At 61.3% G+C, this 18,533-nt stretch carries 20 protein-coding genes; 14 read left to right on the top strand and 6 right to left on the bottom strand.

Features of this window, described 5'->3' with window-relative positions:
- The first annotated feature begins 80 nt into the window (after positions 1-80).
- From ACS5RD_RS23160 to ACS5RD_RS23135, 6 genes are all read left to right on the top strand, one after another.
- Positions 81-1,400 carry a mechanosensitive ion channel family protein gene (locus tag ACS5RD_RS23160; protein WP_489929303.1) on the top strand — a complete coding sequence of 440 codons (1,320 nt, stop codon included), beginning with the start codon at positions 81-83 and terminating at the stop codon, positions 1,398-1,400.
- Positions 1,400-2,551, top strand: a complete 1,152-nt coding sequence (locus tag ACS5RD_RS23155) for a TIGR03862 family flavoprotein (RefSeq protein WP_489929302.1) — start codon at positions 1,400-1,402, stop codon at positions 2,549-2,551. The genes ACS5RD_RS23160 and ACS5RD_RS23155 overlap by 1 nt, the downstream gene beginning before the upstream one ends.
- A 43-nt stretch (positions 2,552-2,594) precedes the next feature.
- Complete coding sequence (gene rnr, locus ACS5RD_RS23150) at positions 2,595-4,841, top strand: ribonuclease R (RefSeq protein ID WP_489929301.1); 2,247 nt, start codon at positions 2,595-2,597, stop codon at positions 4,839-4,841.
- Positions 4,842-5,066: 225 nt separating this feature from the next.
- Positions 5,067-5,405 carry a low affinity iron permease family protein gene (locus ACS5RD_RS23145; protein ID WP_054006036.1) on the top strand — a complete coding sequence of 113 codons (339 nt, stop codon included), beginning with the start codon at positions 5,067-5,069 and terminating at the stop codon, positions 5,403-5,405.
- A gap of 70 nt (positions 5,406-5,475) precedes the next feature.
- Positions 5,476-6,726 (top strand): lytic murein transglycosylase, encoded by a 1,251-nt coding sequence (locus tag ACS5RD_RS23140; RefSeq protein WP_489931422.1) that lies wholly within the window; start codon positions 5,476-5,478, stop codon positions 6,724-6,726.
- Positions 6,727-7,220: 494 nt separating this feature from the next.
- Positions 7,221-7,664 carry a c-type cytochrome gene (locus tag ACS5RD_RS23135; protein WP_489929300.1) on the top strand — a complete coding sequence of 148 codons (444 nt, stop codon included), beginning with the start codon at positions 7,221-7,223 and terminating at the stop codon, positions 7,662-7,664.
- Positions 7,665-7,711: 47 nt separating this feature from the next.
- Here ACS5RD_RS23135 and ACS5RD_RS23130 read toward each other — a convergent pair whose 3' ends face one another.
- On the bottom strand, positions 7,712-7,996 hold the full coding sequence (locus ACS5RD_RS23130) for an I78 family peptidase inhibitor (protein WP_489929299.1): 285 nt from the start codon (positions 7,994-7,996) through the stop codon (positions 7,712-7,714).
- A 19-nt stretch (positions 7,997-8,015) separates the two neighbouring features.
- Positions 8,016-8,300 carry an I78 family peptidase inhibitor gene (locus ACS5RD_RS23125; protein ID WP_489929298.1) on the bottom strand — a complete coding sequence of 95 codons (285 nt, stop codon included), beginning with the start codon at positions 8,298-8,300 and terminating at the stop codon, positions 8,016-8,018.
- Between the two features lie 213 nt (positions 8,301-8,513).
- Between ACS5RD_RS23125 and ACS5RD_RS23120 the strand changes: the two genes are divergently transcribed.
- The 5 genes from ACS5RD_RS23120 (at position 8,514) to ACS5RD_RS23100 (ending at position 13,091) form a co-directional block, all read left to right on the top strand.
- Positions 8,514-9,644: an S-(hydroxymethyl)glutathione dehydrogenase/class III alcohol dehydrogenase gene (locus ACS5RD_RS23120; protein ID WP_054008086.1), complete on the top strand. Its 1,131-nt coding sequence runs from the start codon at positions 8,514-8,516 to the stop codon at positions 9,642-9,644.
- A 52-nt stretch (positions 9,645-9,696) separates the two neighbouring features.
- The gene (locus tag ACS5RD_RS23115) at positions 9,697-10,056 is read left to right on the top strand and encodes a hypothetical protein (RefSeq protein WP_156317694.1); all 360 of its coding nucleotides are present in this window, start codon (positions 9,697-9,699) and stop codon (positions 10,054-10,056) included.
- A 14-nt stretch (positions 10,057-10,070) separates the two neighbouring features.
- Positions 10,071-10,541 (top strand): YbaK/EbsC family protein, encoded by a 471-nt coding sequence (locus ACS5RD_RS23110; protein WP_054008084.1) that lies wholly within the window; start codon positions 10,071-10,073, stop codon positions 10,539-10,541.
- 48 nt (positions 10,542-10,589) lie between these two features.
- Positions 10,590-12,137 carry an acetolactate synthase large subunit gene (locus ACS5RD_RS23105; RefSeq protein ID WP_489929297.1) on the top strand — a complete coding sequence of 516 codons (1,548 nt, stop codon included), beginning with the start codon at positions 10,590-10,592 and terminating at the stop codon, positions 12,135-12,137.
- Between the two features lie 192 nt (positions 12,138-12,329).
- Positions 12,330-13,091: an NYN domain-containing protein gene (locus ACS5RD_RS23100; protein ID WP_082351756.1), complete on the top strand. Its 762-nt coding sequence runs from the start codon at positions 12,330-12,332 to the stop codon at positions 13,089-13,091.
- Positions 13,092-13,215: 124 nt separating this feature from the next.
- Here the strand turns inward: ACS5RD_RS23100 and ACS5RD_RS23095 are convergent, their stop codons facing one another.
- The 3 genes from ACS5RD_RS23095 to ACS5RD_RS23085 form a co-directional block, all read right to left on the bottom strand.
- On the bottom strand, positions 13,216-13,698 hold the full coding sequence (locus ACS5RD_RS23095; RefSeq protein WP_054008082.1) for a RidA family protein: 483 nt from the start codon (positions 13,696-13,698) through the stop codon (positions 13,216-13,218).
- A 1-nt stretch (position 13,699) separates the two neighbouring features.
- Positions 13,700-14,131 carry a hypothetical protein gene (locus ACS5RD_RS23090; protein WP_489929296.1) on the bottom strand — a complete coding sequence of 144 codons (432 nt, stop codon included), beginning with the start codon at positions 14,129-14,131 and terminating at the stop codon, positions 13,700-13,702.
- An 88-nt stretch (positions 14,132-14,219) separates the two neighbouring features.
- A complete protein-coding gene (locus ACS5RD_RS23085) occupies positions 14,220-15,575 on the bottom strand; it encodes a cytochrome P450 (RefSeq protein WP_489929295.1) in 1,356 nt (451 codons plus the stop codon).
- Positions 15,576-15,725: 150 nt separating this feature from the next.
- On the opposite strand from ACS5RD_RS23085, the gene ACS5RD_RS23080 reads away from it, so the two are divergent.
- The gene (locus ACS5RD_RS23080; protein ID WP_489929294.1) at positions 15,726-16,607 is read left to right on the top strand and encodes a PhzF family phenazine biosynthesis protein; all 882 of its coding nucleotides are present in this window, start codon (positions 15,726-15,728) and stop codon (positions 16,605-16,607) included.
- A 66-nt stretch (positions 16,608-16,673) separates the two neighbouring features.
- Here the strand turns inward: ACS5RD_RS23080 and ACS5RD_RS23075 are convergent, their stop codons facing one another.
- A complete protein-coding gene (locus ACS5RD_RS23075) occupies positions 16,674-17,051 on the bottom strand; it encodes a hypothetical protein (RefSeq protein WP_054008079.1) in 378 nt (125 codons plus the stop codon).
- Between the two features lie 21 nt (positions 17,052-17,072).
- Between ACS5RD_RS23075 and ACS5RD_RS23070 the strand changes: the two genes are divergently transcribed.
- Together ACS5RD_RS23070 and ACS5RD_RS23065 are read left to right on the top strand one after the other, a co-directional pair.
- Positions 17,073-17,825: a hypothetical protein gene (locus ACS5RD_RS23070; protein ID WP_489929293.1), complete on the top strand. Its 753-nt coding sequence runs from the start codon at positions 17,073-17,075 to the stop codon at positions 17,823-17,825.
- A gap of 2 nt (positions 17,826-17,827) precedes the next feature.
- Complete coding sequence (locus ACS5RD_RS23065) at positions 17,828-18,397, top strand: hypothetical protein (protein WP_489929292.1); 570 nt, start codon at positions 17,828-17,830, stop codon at positions 18,395-18,397.
- Positions 18,398-18,533: the final 136 nt, after the last annotated feature.

Below are 18,533 nucleotides of genomic sequence, written 5' to 3'. Positions count from 1 at the left end.
CACATCTATACCACATTCGCGCAGGCTTGTTTTACCCAAGGTTCTTTGACACTGGAGGGGGAGTAAAGCGGGGCCCCGGTATGGAAAAGCAGTCGGAATTCGTCACCAAGCTGATGAGCTGGCTTAATCAGGCCAGCGATGTCGCCAAAGGCTGGCTGCTGTCGCCCGCTGCATGGTCGCAGTTTGCGCTATTAGCGCTGGCGGTGTTCGCGGCGGTCTATACCTCGCGCCGCATCGCTCCTTTGGCGCGGCGGATGCTGGATCCCGGTGACACAGACACGCTGATCGCCACCATCCTGCGCTTTGCCCTGCGGTTCCTGCCGCTGCTGATGCCGGTGCTGGCCTATGGCTTTACCGCAGCGGGTGAGGAAGTCACGCGCTCAATCTTCGGCTCGGGCGATGTGATTGCCCTCGGCAAGCGGGTGTTTTTCTTTCTGGCCGCGCGGTTGTTCGTGCAACAGGTTTTGCGCGATCCGTTCCTGAAGCTGTTGGGCAAATATGTGCTGGTGCCGGTGGCCGCGCTTTATGCGGTTGGCCTGCTGGATGACATTTCGCTGCGCTTGGAAGAAACCATCATCGCGCTGGGCAATATCCGGTTTTCGGTGATGGCGCTGATCCGGGGTCTGATTGCCGGTGGGTTGTTGTTCTGGCTGGGGTCTTGGTCGAACCGCCAATCCGCCGATTACATCAAAAAGCAGGAAGAACTGCGCCCCGCCACCCGTGAGTTGGCGGTGAAGGCGACCGAGGTGGTGATTTTTGGCGCGGCCTTCCTGCTGCTGATGAGCATCATGGGGATTGATCTGACCGCTGTGGCTTTGCTCGGTGGTGCGTTGGGTGTCGGCATCGGGCTGGGCCTGCAGCAGATCGCTGCGAATTTTGTCAGTGGGATTATTCTGCTGATCGAAGGTCAGACCACCGTGGGCGATTATGTCGAACTCGACGGCGGCGAGAAGGGCACCATCGTCAAGATGACCGCGCGTGCTTGCGTGCTAGAGACGTTTGACGGCAAATGGATCGTGGTGCCGAATGAGCATTTTGTCACCACGCGGGTGGTGAACTACTCGGATGCGGGAAGTGCCAACCGCTATGAGGCTTTGTTCTCGGTGGGTTATGACACCGATATTAATAAGGTGCCTTCGGTGATTGAGGTGGCTGTGGCGGCGTTGGACTTTGTGTTGCAGCAACCCGATGGGCCAGATTGCGAGTTGCGGGCCTTTGGCGAAAGCAGCGTCGATTTCGCGGTGGAATACTGGGTCAACGGCATTGACGACGGTAAGAACAAATACGGCTCGGTGGTACTGTTCGCGATCTGGAACGCGTTGAAAGCCGAGGGGATTGCGATGCCTTACCCGCACCGCGTCGTGGAAATTAAGGGCGCGATGCCCAAAGGAATGATCTGATGGATGCTTTGGTGATTGGCGCTGGCCCTGCGGGTCTGATGGCGGCAGAGGAACTCGCGCGGGCAGGGCACAAGGTGGTGGTCTGTGAGGCCAAACCCAGTCCCGCGCGCAAGTTTCTGATGGCGGGCAAGTCGGGGTTGAACATCACCAAGGATGAGGACCGCAGTTCGTTCATCGCCGAGTATCGCAATGAATGGCTGCGCCCGATGCTGGCCGAATTTGGCCCACGTGAGATGATCATCTGGGCGCGGGCTTTGGGGCAAGAGGTGTTTACGGGATCAACCGGGCGGGTTTTCCCTCGGTCAATGAAAGCCTCGCCCGTGCTGCGGGCATGGTTGAAGCGGCTGGAGGGCGCGGGCGTGGAACTGCGGTCGCGCTGGCGCTGGGCGGGGTTTGACGGTGACGCTTTGGCGTTTGAAACGCCCGAGGGCGCGCAGGTTTTGAAGCCTGCGGTGACAGTTCTGGCCTTGGGCGGGGCGTCTTGGGCGCGGCTGGGGTCGGATGCGGCTTGGGTGCCGTGGTTGGCGGCGAAGGGTGTCGAGATTGCGCCGTGGCAGCCGGCGAATATGGGCTTTGCCGTCGATTGGACGCCGCATATGGCGAAGTTCTTCGGCACCGCGATCAAGGGGGCGGCTTTGGTCGTTGGTGATCAGCGCGAGCGGGCGGAGTTTGTGATTTCCGCCAAGGGCATTGAGGGCGGCGGGGTTTATGCGGTGTCGCGGGCCTTGCGTGAGGGTGCGGCCTTGCGGCTGGATCTGATGGCGGATGTCCCGGGCGATGAGATTGCGGCGCGGCTTTCGCGGATGAAGCCCGGCGAAACTTTGGCGAACCGCTTGCGCAAGTTGGGGCTGTCGCCTGCGGCAGTTGGCTTGGTGATGGAATTTGGCCGGGGGCTGGAGACGGTTGCGGCCGTCAAATCCCTGCCGATGAAGCTGGCAGGCCCGAGGCCGTTGGATGAGGCGATTTCGGTGGCGGGCGGCGTCAAGCAGTCGGCTGTGACCGAGGGGCTGGAACTGAAAGCCATCCCCGGCATGTTCGTTTGTGGCGAGATGCTGGATTGGGAGGCCCCGACCGGGGGCTATCTGCTGACCGGCGTGGCGGCAACAGGGCGCTGGGCGGGCAAAGCTGCCGGAGCGCGGGCTGTTGCGTAACGGCGGTCTTTCGGTGCGGGCCTTCTCGTGCTAGGGGCAAGGGATGAACAACTTGCCCACAAAAGACCAGATCCGCCAATGGATCACCGAGAACCCCGGCCTGACCGGAAAGCGCGACCTTGCCAAGGCCTTTGGCATCAAAGGCGATGCGCGGATTGATCTGAAGCGGATGCTGAAGGAACTTGAGGCCGAGGGCGGCATCGAGAAGAAGGCCCGCAGCTACCGCGAACCCGGCGCTCTGCCGCCGGTGTCGGTGTTGCTGGTACTGCCGCCGGATAGCAACGGCGATCTGTTTGCGCAGCCGTTGGAAGCCGATGCAACCGACACCCCGCCGCGTATTTTGATCATGCCGCAGAAGGGCGATGTGGCTTTGGCGGGGGGGATGAAGATCCTCGCGCGGCTGACGCCTGTGGGTGGGCAGGATTACGGCTATCAGGCGCGGTTGATCCGGGCTTTGGGATCAAACCCTTTGAAACTGCTGGGGGTTTTCCGTAGCAATGCCGAGGGCGGGCGGATTATTCCGGTCGATAAAGGCGTTGATAAGGAATGGAAGGTCGCGCGCGATCATACCTTCGATGCCCGCGATGGTGAGTTGGTTGAGGCAGAGCAGGTGGGGCCGAAGCGGCTTGGCCTGCCGCAAGCCCGCATCACCGCCCGCTTGGGCGATCCGAACGGCCCGCGCGCGGTCAGCCTGATCGCCATTCACCAGCATGGCATCCCCGATCAATTCCCCGATGCGGTGATTGCCGAGGCCGATGCGGCGCAGCCTGCGCCTTTGGGCAAACGCGAAGACCTGCGCGGCCTGCCTTTGCTGACCATCGACCCGATTGATGCCCGCGACCGTGACGATGCGGTTTATGCCGAGGCGGATACTGATCCGAAGAACGCGGGCGGTTTTTTCATCTGGGTGGCGATTGCCGATGTGGCCTATTACGTCCGGCCGAATTCGGCGCTGGACCGGGAGGCCCGCAAGCGTGGCAACTCGACCTATTTCCCCGACCGCGTGGTGCCGATGCTGCCGGATCTGCTGTCGGGCGATTTGTGTTCGTTGCACGAGCATGTGGATCGGGCGTGTTTGGCCGTGCAGATGCGGATTGACGCGCATGGCCAAAAGCTGAGCCACCGCTTCACCCGCGGCCTGATGCGCTCGCAAGGCTCGTTGCATTACGGGCAGGTGCAGGATGCGATTGACGGGCGGGCGGATACGGCGACGGCGCTTTTGCTGCCGGTGCTGACCACGCTTTACGCGGCCTATGCGGCGTTGAAAAAGGCCCGCGCGTTGCGGCAACCGCTGGATTTGGAACTGCCCGAGCGCAAGATCGAACTGTCGGATGAGGGCAAGGTCACGTCGGTCGCCTTCAAGCCGCGCTTCGATGCGCATAAGCTGATCGAGGAATGTATGATCCTCGCCAATGTCTCGGCGGCAGAAGAATTGGTCCGCCTGAAACGGCCTTTGCTGTTCCGGGTGCATGAAGAACCTTCGCCAGATAAGCTGGAGGTTTTGCGCGAAGTGGCTGAGGCGTCGGGGTTTACGTTGGCCAAGGGGCAGGTGCTGAAAACCGCACATCTCAATCGGTTGCTGGCGCAAGCGCAGGACACCGAATTTGACGAGTTGATGAACATCTCCACCCTGCGCTCGATGACGCAAGCCTATTATAATGCGGCGAACTTCGGGCATTTTGGGCTGGCCCTGCGCAACTACGCGCATTTCACCTCACCGATCCGGCGCTATTCCGATCTGATCGTGCATCGGGCGCTGATTTCGGCGCATGGCTGGGGCGATGACGGGCTGTCGGTCTGGGATATCGAAAACCTTGACGAAACCGCCAAGCTGATTTCCGACACCGAGCGCCGCTCGATGGTCGCCGAACGCGATACCAATGACCGCTACCTTGCGGCCTTTCTGTCGGAACGGGTCGGCAACGAATTTGCGGGCCGGATTTCGGGTGTGCAGCGCTTTGGCCTGTTCGTGAAGCTGGATGAGACCGGGGCCGATGGGCTGGTGCCGATCCGCTCGGTGGGGCGAGAGTATTTCCACTACGACCAAGATCGGCAGATGCTGATCGGGTCGGATAGCGGGATCGAAATCGGCATTGGTCTGCGCGTCACGGTGCGGCTGGCCGAAGCCACGCCGATGACCGGCGGCATCGTGCTGGACCTGTTGAACATCGAAGGTGCCACCTTGCCGACAGGCCGCGCGAAACCGGGGCGCTATCAGCCGCGCAAACCGGGAAAGTTTGCCGCCAAGGATGCCGCAACCAAACGTAAGATCGTACGCAAACGGCGGTAAACCTTCCCGCCGCCTCAATAAAACGCCAAAGTGCAATCTTTTGTGAATTGACCCGCAGGCCGCTTCGGCCTATCGCGGCCCTGCAACCCTTTGCGTTGTGAAACCCAGGAACCTCAACCCCATGTCAAGTCGCAGTCGACCGCATTTGCCGTTTCGGGCCCGTTCCTCGGGGATCATGTGATCCTTTGACGGACGGCCGGAAACGGCTGTCTGAAGGAGATCACTATGAAAACCTACCTCACCAATCGCTTTGAAATCCTGTCCGAATGGATTTCCGCTGGGCTTGGCAGCCCCTACGCCTTCATGGCGGCGTTTCTGGTTGTCGCCCTTTGGGCGGTGACCGGGCCGCTGTTCGGTTACTCGGACACATGGCAGCTGATCATCAATACGGGCACCACAATCTCCACCTTTCTGATGGTGTTCCTGCTGCAAAACACCGGCAATCGCACCATCGAAGAAATGCAGGACAACCTGCGCCGGATGGAGCGGCAGAATGCCAGCCTGATGCATGAGCTGCTGGCGCTGCGCCAAGATCTACGCGCGGACGGCCGTATCGCGGCCTAAGCGGAAAGGGTGCTTGCGCCCGCTGTGGCCGCCAGTACTCTGGCCGCCACGCAAAATAGGTGCCCCGTTGATCCGATACTTCCGCATTGTAGTGCTGGTGCTTGCTTTCGGCTCAACAGGTGCCACTGCGCAGGATATGACGGAGGAATCTGTGGATTCGGCGGCAAGTGCAGGGGCAAGCGACGTGATCGAGAATGGCAGCGAGGCCGGATTGCAGGCATGGATCGCCGGGTTTAGGGGCCGGGCCTTGGCGGCGGGGATTTCTGCGGCCACGTTTGATACCGCGATGGCCGGGGTGCATTTCTTACCACCGGTGATCGAGCGTGACCGCAAGCAGGATGAATTCACCAAGACGATCTGGGATTACCTCGACAAAGCGGTATCGGAAGATCGCATTGTGGCGGGGCAAAAGGCGTTGAAAGCGCATGGCCCGCTGCTCGATCAGATCGAAGCGCGCTATGGTGTTGATAAACATGTGGTTCTGGCGATCTGGGGGTTGGAATCTGCCTTTGGCTTGGTGCGCGGCGACATCGACACGCCCAGCGCTTTGGCGACGCTGGCCTATGACACAAGGCGCGGGGCGTTTTTTGAAGCCGAGCTGATCGCGGCCCTGCAAATCCTGCAATCGGGTGTGGTCAAACCCTCCGCAATGGTTGGAAGCTGGGCGGGGGCGATGGGGCATACCCAATTCATGCCCTCGTCCTATCTGAAACTGGCAGTGAAATTTGACGGGTCGGGCAAGCCGGATGTCTGGAGCGATGATCCGGCAGATGCCTTGGCCTCCACCGCCGCCTACCTCGCCAACGCAGGCTGGAAGAAGGACGGACGCTGGGGCGATGAGGTCCGCTTGCCCACAGGCTTTGACTATGGCTTGGCCGGGAACCGCACGCAAAAACCATTGAGCACTTGGGCGGAAATGGGCGTGACCTTACCCAATGCAACACGCCTGCCCGCCTCCGGCTGGGCCTCGCTGCTGTTGCCCGCAGGCGCACGCGGCCCGGCGTTTCTGGTCTACGACAATTTCGCCGCGATTGAAGCCTATAACAAAGCCGATGCTTACGTGATAGCGGTCGGCCATCTTGCCGACCGCATCGCGGGTGGGCCAGCGTTCACAGCCAGCTGGCCGCGCGATCTGCGCGCCCTGACGCTGGACGAACGCAAGGAAATGCAATCGCGGCTGCTGACTGCAGGCGTCTATGCGGGCACTGCCGACGGCAAAGTCGGCCCGCTGACCGTGGCGGCGGTGAAGGCATTTCAGCGCGCGCGCGGTCTGGTTCCGGATGGCTACCCGAGCCTGGAGATTCTGCAGGCCCTGCGTTGACCCGAACCGGGGTGCCGCCTCGGGGCCCATCGAGGGCCCGCTCGGCAGCGCTGCCGGGGGAGGGCTGCCCAGCGGTGCGCTGGCGGGCAGGTTGCGTTTGAGTATTTGCAAAAGAGCAATGCAAAGATCGCGCCCCGGCCACGCGGCACCGATCCGATCCGCTGGAAGCTATGCAGGCGGGCCGGGGCGACTTGCTCTTTACGGTCATCGGGACTCCTCCCTGTACCGTGGAGATAAATTCGCAGGTTTGAGTTAACGCTTCGCTAACGGGATTTGCTCTTTGACAAATACTCAAATGCAACGCCACAGCCCGCGCCCGGCTTCCCATCCATTCCCCGGCAGCGCCGCCGAGCGGGCCCTCGATGGGCCCCGAGGCGGCTCCTGTTTCCCGGTCAGAACCACAGCCCTCATTTCCGCCCGATCAGACCAAAGTCTGTTCCCGTCTGCAAAGCTTTGGCTATACTGAGCCTCTTGTCTCAACCCGGAGTTCTCTCATGCGTTTAGCCACCAAAGCCCTCGCCACCGCATTGACCCTTTTCGCAGGTATCGCCTTTGCTGAAGTTGAGGCCACCGATCCCTTAGTGATTGCCCAGAAGGATCTGATGAAGTCCTTCGGCGGTGCCGCCAAAGCCTTGGGCGGCATGGCCTCGGGTGAGGTCGCTTATGACGCCACTGCCGCTGAAGCCGCCAAGGCCACTTTGGTCGCGGGTTCCGCCGATGTTCATGTCAAGTTTGAGAAAGCGGGCAACGATCCGGCCTCGGGCGCCAAGCCCGAGATTTGGACGAATTGGGATGATTTCGTCGGCAAGGCCAACGCCTTGAACACTGCCGCGACCGCGTTGGATGTGGCCTCGGCGGAGGGCATCAAAGCCGGGATGGGCGCGATTGGCGGCGCCTGCAAGGATTGCCACACCACCTTCCGCGTGGCGAGCAAGTAACCATTCAATCGCACTGGCCGCAGGACTTGCTCCTGCGGCCAGTGGGTTCAGCCGCAACTGACGCGGGTGATGATCTCGGCGGCATTGACCTCAATGTTCAGCCGTTCGGGCGAATAATCCATCGTCACCGCCATGCCGGGCCGGATGATCCGCACCGTATGGGCGAAGCGCATCACTTCCAGCTTTTTCGCGCTTTGTCCGACCAAATCCTGCAAGCCACTGGCCTCACAGGCATCTTCGATGGGCGAGGGCTCGGTCGCGGATGGTTCTGGTTCGGGCAGGCAGCCCATCAGGGCGATGGGCAGGGTAAGCAGCAGAGCAGAGAAACGCATGGCGGCACCTTTTTATTGACTACCCACAAGATAGCCGCAGGATCAGCTGATCGTTAGTGACTTCTGCATTGAGCCGATTGGGGACGACCTCATCGGTGATTTCTTGCTCAGGCCACAACACCCGCAGCGGGCCTGCCAGCGGATGATCGGCGAGCTGGGTAAACGGCTGACCCACCACGTCGATCAGGGCCGCCGCGCCGCACAGATCTGGCTGCGGTTTCAGCATTTTCGACACCGGCCCCATCCGCACCTGCCCGCCCATGGCACAAGCCGTGAGGCAAGCCGCAGCCAGAACACCCACCATGTTCCGGCGCAGAAAAGGGGAAAACAAGGCAACCATGCGCGCGCGGAACTTCCTACAAATTATCTCGCATTCTTAGCCCGCCCCGCGCCGCTGCAGCAACCACGAAAGCGGCAACAACCCGAAACAGGTCGTTTCCAGCGTTGCAATTTTTCGCGGGTTGGCCCAGTTTGGCGCAAATTTTATCTGGCCCAAACCACCTCGGAGGATCCCCCCATGCGCACCCGTGCAGCCGTCGCCATTGCCGCAGGCAAACCGCTTGAAATCATGGAGGTTAACCTCGCCGACCCGAAAGAGGGCGAGGTTCTGGTGGAAATCAAGGCCACCGGTATTTGCCATACTGACGAATTCACCCTGTCGGGTGCCGACCCGGAAGGGCTGTTCCCGGCGATCTTGGGGCACGAAGGTGCGGGCGTGGTCATTGCCGTTGGCCCCGGTGTGAAATCGCTGAAAGTCGGCGATCACGTCATCCCGCTGTACACCCCGGAATGTCGGGAATGTCCTTCGTGCCTGAGCCAGAAAACCAACCTTTGCACTGCCATTCGCACGACGCAGGGGCAGGGGCTGATGCCGGATGGCACCTCGCGGTTCTCGATGCTGGATGGCACGCCGATCCATCACTACATGGGCTGCTCGACCTTCGCCAACCACACGGTTGTGCCCGAAATTGCCTTGGCCAAGGTGCGCGAGGATGCGCCGTTTGACAAGATTTGCTACATCGGCTGTGGGGTTACCACCGGGATTGGCGCTGTGCTGAACACCGCCAAGGTGGAACATGACGCGACCGCCGTGGTGTTTGGTCTGGGCGGCATTGGTCTGAACGTCATTCAGGGTCTGAAAATGGCGGGCGCGCGGATGATCATCGGCGTTGATCTGAACAACGACAAGAAGGCTTGGGGCGAGAAGTTCGGGATGACCCACTTCATCAACCCGAAAGAAATCGAAGGTTCGGTGGTGCAGGCGATTGTCGATCTGACCAAGACCGCGTTTGATAAGATCGGCGGCGCGGATTACTCGTTTGATTGCACCGGCAATGTCAAAGTCATGCGCGATGCGCTGGAATGTACCCATCGCGGTTGGGGTCAGTCGATCATCATCGGCGTGGCGCCCGCGGGAGCGGTGATTGAGACCCGGCCGTTCCAACTGGTCACAGGCCGGGTCTGGAAAGGCACCGCCTTCGGAGGCGCACGCGGCCGTACGGACGTTCCGAAAATCGTCGATTGGTATATGGATGGCAAGATCGAGATCGACAGCCTGATCACCCATATCCTGCCGCTGGAAGACATCAACAAGGGGTTTGACCTGATGCATTCCGGCGAAAGCATTCGGGCGGTGGTGGTGTATTAATCAAATGGGCAAGGCGTTGAAATCAAACGCCCTTGCCCTCATTGCTTGTATTATGACTCCCTTCGTTGCCTTTGCTGGCGACGAGGGGTTTTTGCATTTCGAGTTTGACACGCAGGCTTTGGATTTGCCGCCCAAGGCGATTGCAAGCGCCACAGTGATCAAGGATTTCAACAATCAGGATGCGCTGGACGTAACGGTGACGCCAGAGTGGGTTGAGGCGTTGGCGATCTTTACGCAAAGTCCGCAAGGGCGGGTGATCTCGATTTTTATCTGTGGCAATCTGGTCGCCGAGCCACGGTTGCAGGGCCAGATTTCCAAGGGTAGGTTTTTTCTGACCGGCGATCCGCATGTGATCCGCAAAGCGGCGGTGTTCCTGACCGCGAAATCCTGCACAACGATGCCGAATTCGTAAAGTGAGGCACCGCAATGGCCGCGACTCTGGGTGTGAAATTTCTGGAAACCAAAGGGATCGCCTTCACCCTGCATCCCTATACCTATGACCCGGATGCAGAGGCGGTGGGCCTTGCCGCCGCAGCCGCGCTTGGTCTGGATCCTGCCCTGACCCTAAAAACCCTGATGGTCGAGGTGGATGGCAAGCCTGCGTGCTGCGTGATCCCCTCGGATCGGCAGTTGTCGATGAAGAAGGTGGCCGTGGCGTTTGGTGGCAAGGCGGCGGCGATGATGGCGGTGCCGAAGGCCGAGAAGCTGACCGGGTATCGCGTGGGCGGGATTTCTCCGTTCGGCCCCAAACGGGTGGTTCCGGTGGCGATTGAAGCCTCGGCTTGCGGGGCGGAAAAGGTCTGGATCAATGCGGGTCAGCGCGGGCTGTTGCTGGGTATCGCGCCTGCGCAGGCTTTGGCGGTGCTGGGGGCGCAGGCGGTGGCGTTGATCGCTTGATCTCGCCGCGTCCCCCGCGCAGATTGGCGGCAACAGGGGGAGATCACGATGAACGGTGCTGAGAGTTTGGTAAAGACGCTGCTGGCCTCGGGGGTGGAGGTTTGCTTTGCCAATCCCGGCACGTCGGAGATGCATTTCGTGGCGGCCTTGGATCGGCATCCTGAAATGCGCTGCATTCTGTGTTTGTTTGAGGGCGGGGTTTCCGGTGCGGCGGATGGCTATTACCGGATGTCGGGGCGGGTGGCGGCGACTTTGCTGCATCTGGCACCGGGGTTCGGCAATGCTTTTGCCAATTTGCACAATGCCCGCAAGGCGCAGTCCGGCATCGTCAACGTCATGGGGGATCATGCCAGCTATCATCTGAAGCACGAAAGCCCGTTGAAGGGCGACACGGTGGGGATTTCGCAGGCGATTTCGCATTGGACGCGGGTTTCTGGCGATGCGGCGCAGGTGGCTGTCGATGGCGCGGCAGCGGTGCAGGCGGCGCGGTCGGCCAATGGGCAGATTGCGACATTGATCCTGCCCGCCAATACGGCTTGGGAGGCGGCCGAGGGTGCGGCGGCGGCGGCGGCGGCACCTGCGTTGCGGCGGCCCCGGACAGAAGATGTGGCGGTGGCGGCGCGGGCTTTGATGCTGCCGGGTGCGGCTTTGATGGTGGATGGGGCGGCTTTGTATACCGATCTTGGGCTGGTTGCGGCGCGGATTGCGCGGGCTTCGGGCTGTCGGTTGATGGCACCGTTTTTCTCGGCCCGTTCAAGGCGGGGGGCGGGGTCGGTGCTGATGCAGCGGCTGGCTTATGAGGTGGATACCAACGTTGGGATTCTGGCGGATAAGTCGGTGCTGGTGTTGTGTGGCACCCAGCGCCCCACCGCGTTTTTCGCCTATCCGGGCAAGCCGAGCCTGCCGGAATCGCCGGAGTGTCGGGTGATTGAGCTGTGTTCTATCGACATGGATTACGCTTGGACCTTGCGCGAGATTGCGCGGGAGTTGGGGGCTTCGGATGATCTGCCGGACGAAGCGTTTCAGGCGCTCGATCTGCCTGTACTGCCATCGGGGGCGATGAGCCTTGAGAAGGTCGGCCAAGCGATTGCGCATCTGATGCCGGAAGACACAGTTGTGGTGAATGAGGCGATCACCTCGGGTCAGCCTGTGGGCCTGCCGATGGTCGGCGCGCGTGGCCATGACGTGCTGGTGACGATGGGCGGCGCGATCGGGCAGTGCCTGCCTGCGGCGGTGGGGGCGGCGGTGGCTTGCCCGGAGCGCAAGGTTTTGGCTTTGTCGGGCGATGGCTCGGCGATGTATACGCTGCAAAGCCTGTGGACGATGGCGCGCGAGGGGTTGGATGTGTGTGTGGTGATCTTTGCCAACCGCACTTATAAAATCCTGCATGGCGAGTTGGTGAATGTTGGCGTCGCGGATGTCGGCCGCAATGTGAACCGGATGTTTGATATGGTGGAGCCGTCGCTGGATTGGGTTGCGCTGGCGCAGGGCCATGGGGTCGATGCGGTGCGGGCGGTGACGGCGGATGAATTTGTGAGCGCGTTTGCCGGGGCTATGGCGCGGCGTGGGCCGTTTTTGATTGAGGTGGTGTGCTGACCGGGGCGGTTTTGCAGGCCGGGAGGTGGTTTCACACCCCCGTCCGCTTGGAACAGTCAAGCGGACTCCCCCGTGGGATATTTGAGCAGAGAGGATGACAATTTTAGGTAAGTTTTAGCGAATTGGCTTTGGCAGTTTGCTCTATCGGATTGCGGGTTTTTCGGGCATCACCAGAGGAAAAGCGAGGACCTTATGTCTGCCAATATGACAACGATTGCCGGGCGCACGCCTCGGTTGGCGGTTTTGATCGACGCCGACAATGTGCCAGCGCGCCATGCGGTGGCGATTTTGGATGAGATTGCCAGCTTTGGCGACCCATCCTTGCGGCGGGTTTATGGTGATTGGTCTAGTCAAGCGTTGACCCAGTGGAAGGAAGCCGCGCGGGATTTGGGGCTGGTGATGCATCAGCAGTCGGCCAATACCAAGGGCAAGAATGCCAGCGATATTGGGCTGGTGATTGACGCTATGGATATTTTGCACGCGGGCAAGGTCGACGGCTTTGTGCTGGTGTCATCGGACAGCGATTTCACCCGGTTGGCCAGCCGCATCCGCGAGGATGGCTTGCAGGTGATCGGGATTGGCGAGTCTAAGACGCCGGATTCCCTGCGGAAAGTCTGCAATCGGTTTGTGTTTATCGAGAATATCATCAGCGGGGCCGAGGTGGTGGAGGCCAAGCCCGGCAAGCCGGATGCTGCGCGCAGTGAACCTGTGGCGGCAGGTAAGCAATCGGCGGCGCAGGCCATTCCGTTGATCAGCGATGCGATGAAAAAGATCGACCCGGATCAGGATGATTATTCCTTGGGGCAGTTGGGGCAGGTGATCACGCAACTGCATCCTGACTTTGATCCGCGATCCTATGGCTCGGCCAAGCTGTCGGATTTGCTGCGCAAGACCGGACGGTTTGAGGTGTTTCAGGGGCTGAACAATGCCATGAAGGTGCGGGATAAGGCTTGAGCGGTTCAGGCCTGCTGCGCTGACTTTTCCGCCTTCCTCGCCGCCCCGGACTTGATCCGGGGCCCCTTGGGTTGCGCTTGACGGCTCGAGGCCCCGGCCTGCGCCGGGGCGGCTGGGAGCGGGATCAGTCGGCGATTTCCACCGTCGCCCAAGTCTCAAAGCAGACGCCATTCGCCAGCGCCATGATGCCAATGGTGGCGCGTCCGCCGAGGCCTATGTCGCGGCCGAACACCTCGACGAACAGGTCGGACATGCCGGAGGAGACTTTGTGGACGTCTTCGTATTCGGGCGTGCAGACCACAAAATTCAGCGTGCGGACGATGGATTTGACTTTATCGAGTGAACCTACCGCCTGACGAATGCCGCCCAGCACGTTCAGCCCGGTTTGGCGGGCGGCGGCGTAGCCTTGTTCGGTGGTCAGGTTCTGGCCCAAGCGGCCTTTGTGGGTGATCTGGGTGCCGATCTGCGCGACATGGCCCGACAGAAATAGCAGGGATCCTACGCGATGATAGGGCTTCATCGTGCCATAATCGGCGCCGTAATAGCCGATTTTGTCAAAGTCGGGCAGGTCGAGGCCCATGTGCAGGGCCATGGCTTCGGGTTGCATCTCAGTCTCCGATCAGTTTGCAGGTGATGTCTTGGGTAGTTTTTGACAGCGCATCGGTGGGGCCATCGACGATGCCGCAATCCAAGAGGTTATCCTCGGAAGTGATGCGAGCCGAATAGACGTTCACATTGACCATCGGCGCTTCGACATTGCCGACGGGCGCGCCGGCAAGGCTGTGGCCGATGGAGATGGTTTGCTCATTCGGCCAGACGGTGGCCTGTTCGCCGCCAAGATAAAGCTGGCCCATTTCATTGACCGGCAGCACATTGCCTGTCGCAGGATCGCCCCAGAAATAGCTGGAGATGATGACCATCTCGCCCGCTTCTTGCAGTTTGGTGGCAGAGGCTGCGTCGAAGCTGATGTGCAGGGTAACATTGGTTTCTTGCGCTGTGGCCGGGGCGGCCAGCAGGGCAGTTAGGATCAGGGCTTTCATCGCAGGACTCCGGCTTCGCTTGGGAAGGTTTGGGGTTGCGGAAACTATTGCGACGGGGTGTGTGTTTGGCAAGCCTCAAGCCCCAATTTCAAGCGGCGTCGATCTGGAGCCAGACGCCGCCTTCCGGGCGCAGGGTCAGGATCATCACCGGCTTGGGGTCGCGTCCGGGGATGCGGGTGAATTTGAAGCGCGCAAGCAGGGTGGCGAGGATAATCACGGCCTCTTGCAGCGCAAAAGATGCGCCGATGCAGATGCGCGGGCCGTCACCGAACGGCAGGTAGGCGAAGCGGTCGATGGCCTTTGGGTCGGTAAAGCGGGCGGGGTTGAAGGCGTCGGGGTCTTTCCACAAGGCATGGTGACGGTGCAGGGCGTAGATCGGCAGGATGACGGTGTCGCCCTTGCGGACCGCGCGACCCAGCAGGGTGTCATTGGTTTGGGCGGTGCGCGACAGGAAGGCGGCGGGGGGATACATCCGCAGGGCTTCATCGACGATGCGGCGGGTGAGGGGGAGGCTGGCGATATCGGCGACGGTGGCGGCGCGATCACCCAAGGCGGCTTGCGCCTCGGTGCGGGCTTCGGCTTGGATCTCGGGGGCGAAGGCGCAGAGGTAAAGCGCCCAAGACAGGGTCAGGGCGGTGGTCTCATGGCCCGCGACGATGAAGGTCAGCAGGTTATCGCGCAACTCCGCCGTGGACATTTGGCGGTTGCTGGTGGGGTCTTCGGCCTTCAAGAGCAGGTCCAGAAGATCAGGCGTGGCTTTTGCGCCATCGCTGCGGCGCTGGTCGATGGCGGCATCGGCGACGCGTTTCATCTCGCGGATGCCTTGGCTGGCTACCATGCGACCGGGGCGGGGCACCCAAGTGGGGGCTCCGAGAATATCCAGCAATGAGATTTTGGCGGTTTGGCCGATGTAGGTCTCAATCGCTTTATGCACCGAGGCGCGGTCGAACCCGGCACCGCCCGAGAAGGTCACATCGGAGATCACCTCGAAGGTCGCCGTGACCATCTCGGCGAACATATCGGCACCCCGGCCCAAATTGGCGGCAATGCGGGCGGCGGAACGCTCGGCGGCATGGCTCATTACCGGGGCGAGGGCCGCCACATTGCGATGGGTGAATACCGGGGCGGCTGCGCGGCGCTGCCACATCCAATGCTCGCCTTCAGCCACGAACAGGCTGTCGCCGATGGCGGGGCCGAGGATCAGCTTGGTCACCAGCGATTTCGGATAATCATTCACCCGGTCGCGCAGGATGTGGCGCAGGGTTTCCGGGTCCATCACCATATGCCAGCGCTTGCCGGTGGTGCCCGACAGGATCGGCGCATGCGTGGCGGCTTCGGGGATCAGTTCCAGCACATTGCGCCGGGCGGCTTTGAGGGAACCCAGGATGCCAAGCGGCGTGCTGCCGAGGGGGACGCGCGCAGGATTGGCGGCGGAATAGGACATGGTGGTCTCCTTTGCACAGAAGATAGGCCGGGGCTGGCCAGCGGCAAAGGGGACATTCGGGCGCATGATAGTTCAGCCCACAAATCGGAATTTGTCGCGGAAGGGGGCGTCTGGCAGATTGCGGTCTTCGAATGGCCAAGCGGGGACGTGATGCAGATAGAACGGATTGCAGCTTTTGCTTTGGGCGATCAGGGCGGAAACCCAGCGGGGGTGGTGATTGGCGAGGCGCTGCCTGCCCGCGCGGAGATGCAGCGGATTGCGCGCGAGGTCGGCTATTCGGAAACCGCCTTTGCCGCGCGGGATGGCGATGCGTGGCAGGTGCGCTATTTCGCTCCGCAAGCCGAGGTGCCGTTCTGCGGCCATGCCACGATTGCGCTGGGCTGTGCCTTGGGGCAGCGGTTCGGGGCGGGGCGCTATGATCTGCAACTGTCACAGGCGCGGATTTCTGTTGAGGCTGAATTGACCCCTGACGGCTGGCAGGCGGTGCTGACCTCACCGCCGACATGGTCAAAGCCGATGCCGTGGGCACTGCGGGCCGATCTGCTGCAGCAGTTTGGATTGTCCGAGGCCGATGTCGATCCTGACTTAAAGCCGCATCTTGCCCATGCCGGGGCAACTCATGCCGTGCTGGCGCTGCACAATCGCGCGACCCTTGCCGGCATGCAGTATGATTTTGCACCGATGCTGGCTCTGATGCAGCGCGAAGGCCTGACCACGATCAGTCTGCTTTACCGCGAAGATGCCGACACTTTCGTCGCCCGCAATGCCTTTGCGGTGGGCGGCGTGGAGGAAGACCCTGCCACAGGCGCTGCGGCTGCGGCCTTGGGCGGCTTGCTAGTCGATCTCGGTCGGGGGCCGGGCAACTTTACCATCCGGCAGGGCGAGTATATGGGCGCGCCCTCGCTGCTTCACGTCACCGTGACCGGGAAAAAAGGCGATGGGGTGCAAGTGGGAGGTGCGGCACGTGATATCCGTCACGATGGCGACGCGGTCGCCGAGCGGGCTTGCGCCTTGGCGCGGGATTCGGTCTGAATCTCGGGAGCGAAGGCGCATAGGTTGATCTTTGCGGTTGCTCCGCAATGATTGCAGGTACGCAGATCAAATTTTCGTGTCACGCACCCAGTCTGCGAGCCGCCAGTTCCAGCCAATTTGCCGCGAGCGACGCGGGCGAAGGTAAGCCCAGTTCAGCAATCCTGCGGGCACGCCCAACACGATCCCAATCACACCAGCCCATACGAAAGTTGCCACCGATACAAAGCCTAGCGAGAGCGCCGCGATCAGGACGACCCCGGCCGTGCAGGCCACCCAAAGATGTACCAAGATCAAACGCAGATACGGGAACATCACACCCTCCATCGCATTGCGCAGACTTGTCGTCTGCGCTTTGGTAACGTCTTCGCGAGACAACGGTTCCCCGTCGCTGCGCTTGCGGTTGCTTTGCAGGCCAAGCCCCGCTATCCCAAAAAGCAATGCCATACTCCCCAAAGGGAATCGTTTATGCGTGTGCTTCGTTTGCTTGCTTTTGGGCTGGGTTTGAGTGCTCTGGCGGCCTGCCAGACCAATGACCTGAAAGAGCCGCCGGTGCCTTTGGGGGATTTCCGCCTTGGTCTGAACATTGCCGTCGCGGATAATGTGCAAAAGGTGCCGATCTCCCGCGATGCCAGCAAGGAAGATTGGGAGGCGGCGATCAAGAAGGCGGTGGATGACCGTTTTGGCCGCTATGAGGGCGACAAGCTTTACAACATTGGGATTTCCATCGACGGCTACGCTTTGGCGCCTCCGGGCGTGCCGTTGGTGCTGAAGCCAAAATCGGTGCTGGTGGTGACCGCCAATATCTGGGACGACGCGGCGCGCAAAAAGCTGAACCCAGAGGGCAAGCAGCTGACCATCTTTGAGCATATGTCGCCGGAAACCGTCATCGGCTCGGGTGTGACGCAGAACAAGAAAAAGCAGATGGAGATTCTGTCCTATAACGCCGCGAAATCGGTGGAGAAATGGCTGCTGGACAATCCTGAATGGTTCGGCCTGCCCCCGAAGGGCAAGGCGGCGGCAACCCCGGCTACGGGAAAGCCTGCGGTCACGGCGCCTGCTGTGGTGACTCCGGCGGTTACACCCACCGCCGTGACGCCTCCGGCGAAACCCGTTAAACTTACGCCTGCCAAGCCGGCCCCAGCCAAACCGACCCCGGTTAAACCCCTGCCCATCCTGCCCGTGCCAAGCAAAACGGTTCCCAAAACAGGAACCCCATAACCATGCGCCTCGTTGCCGTGCTGAGTGTGTTGGCCCTGCTGGGCTGTACTGCGCCGCATATACTAGAGGATCAGGCGGCGGCCAATCTTGTCGTCCGCAACGTCAGGGTCGATACCGCAGCGATCGCTGGCGTTGCCGGGCGCAAGATGGCGTTTGATGTGCCGCCTGCGCAGATCAATGCCGATCTGACGCACGCCCTGCAGCGCAAGTTGCTGCCGATCCCGCAGGGCAATGCCGATGTGAGGGTGACGGTGACAGAGGTGCGTTTGATGTCGCGGATGCAGGAAATGATGCTGGGCGGGGCGAGCTATGTGAAGGGCACCCTCACCGTGACTGATGCTACGACGGGTCGGCAGATCGTGGCCCCAACTGCTGTTTTTGCCACTTCGCAACGGGTCCGCGTCGGCGGGCCGATTGGGGCGGCGGTGGCCCCCACAGCCCAGAACGACTATCGTGAGACGATTGAGGGCTTTTCGCAGAACGTGCTGGTGCTCCTTTCGCCGCGCAACAACGCCATCGTCGCCGCCGACAGCCCCGCCATCAAAGCGGGACGCGTCAAACTCGCACGTTAAGGTTACGTGCTAGGACCGCCCCATCTGGGCCCGATCTGGGCGTGCCGCATGCTCGGCCCCTTGATTTTCCCCGGCCAGACGGTTAAGTGCCCGCCCGTGTAGATTGGGCCTGCTGATGGGCCCGCAAAGATAGGGC

This window comes from Cypionkella sp. PAMC25878 (genome assembly GCF_058135695.1).
The sequence above is the reverse complement of the archived record's forward strand: the minus strand, read 5'-3'. Positions and strand labels throughout refer to the sequence as shown.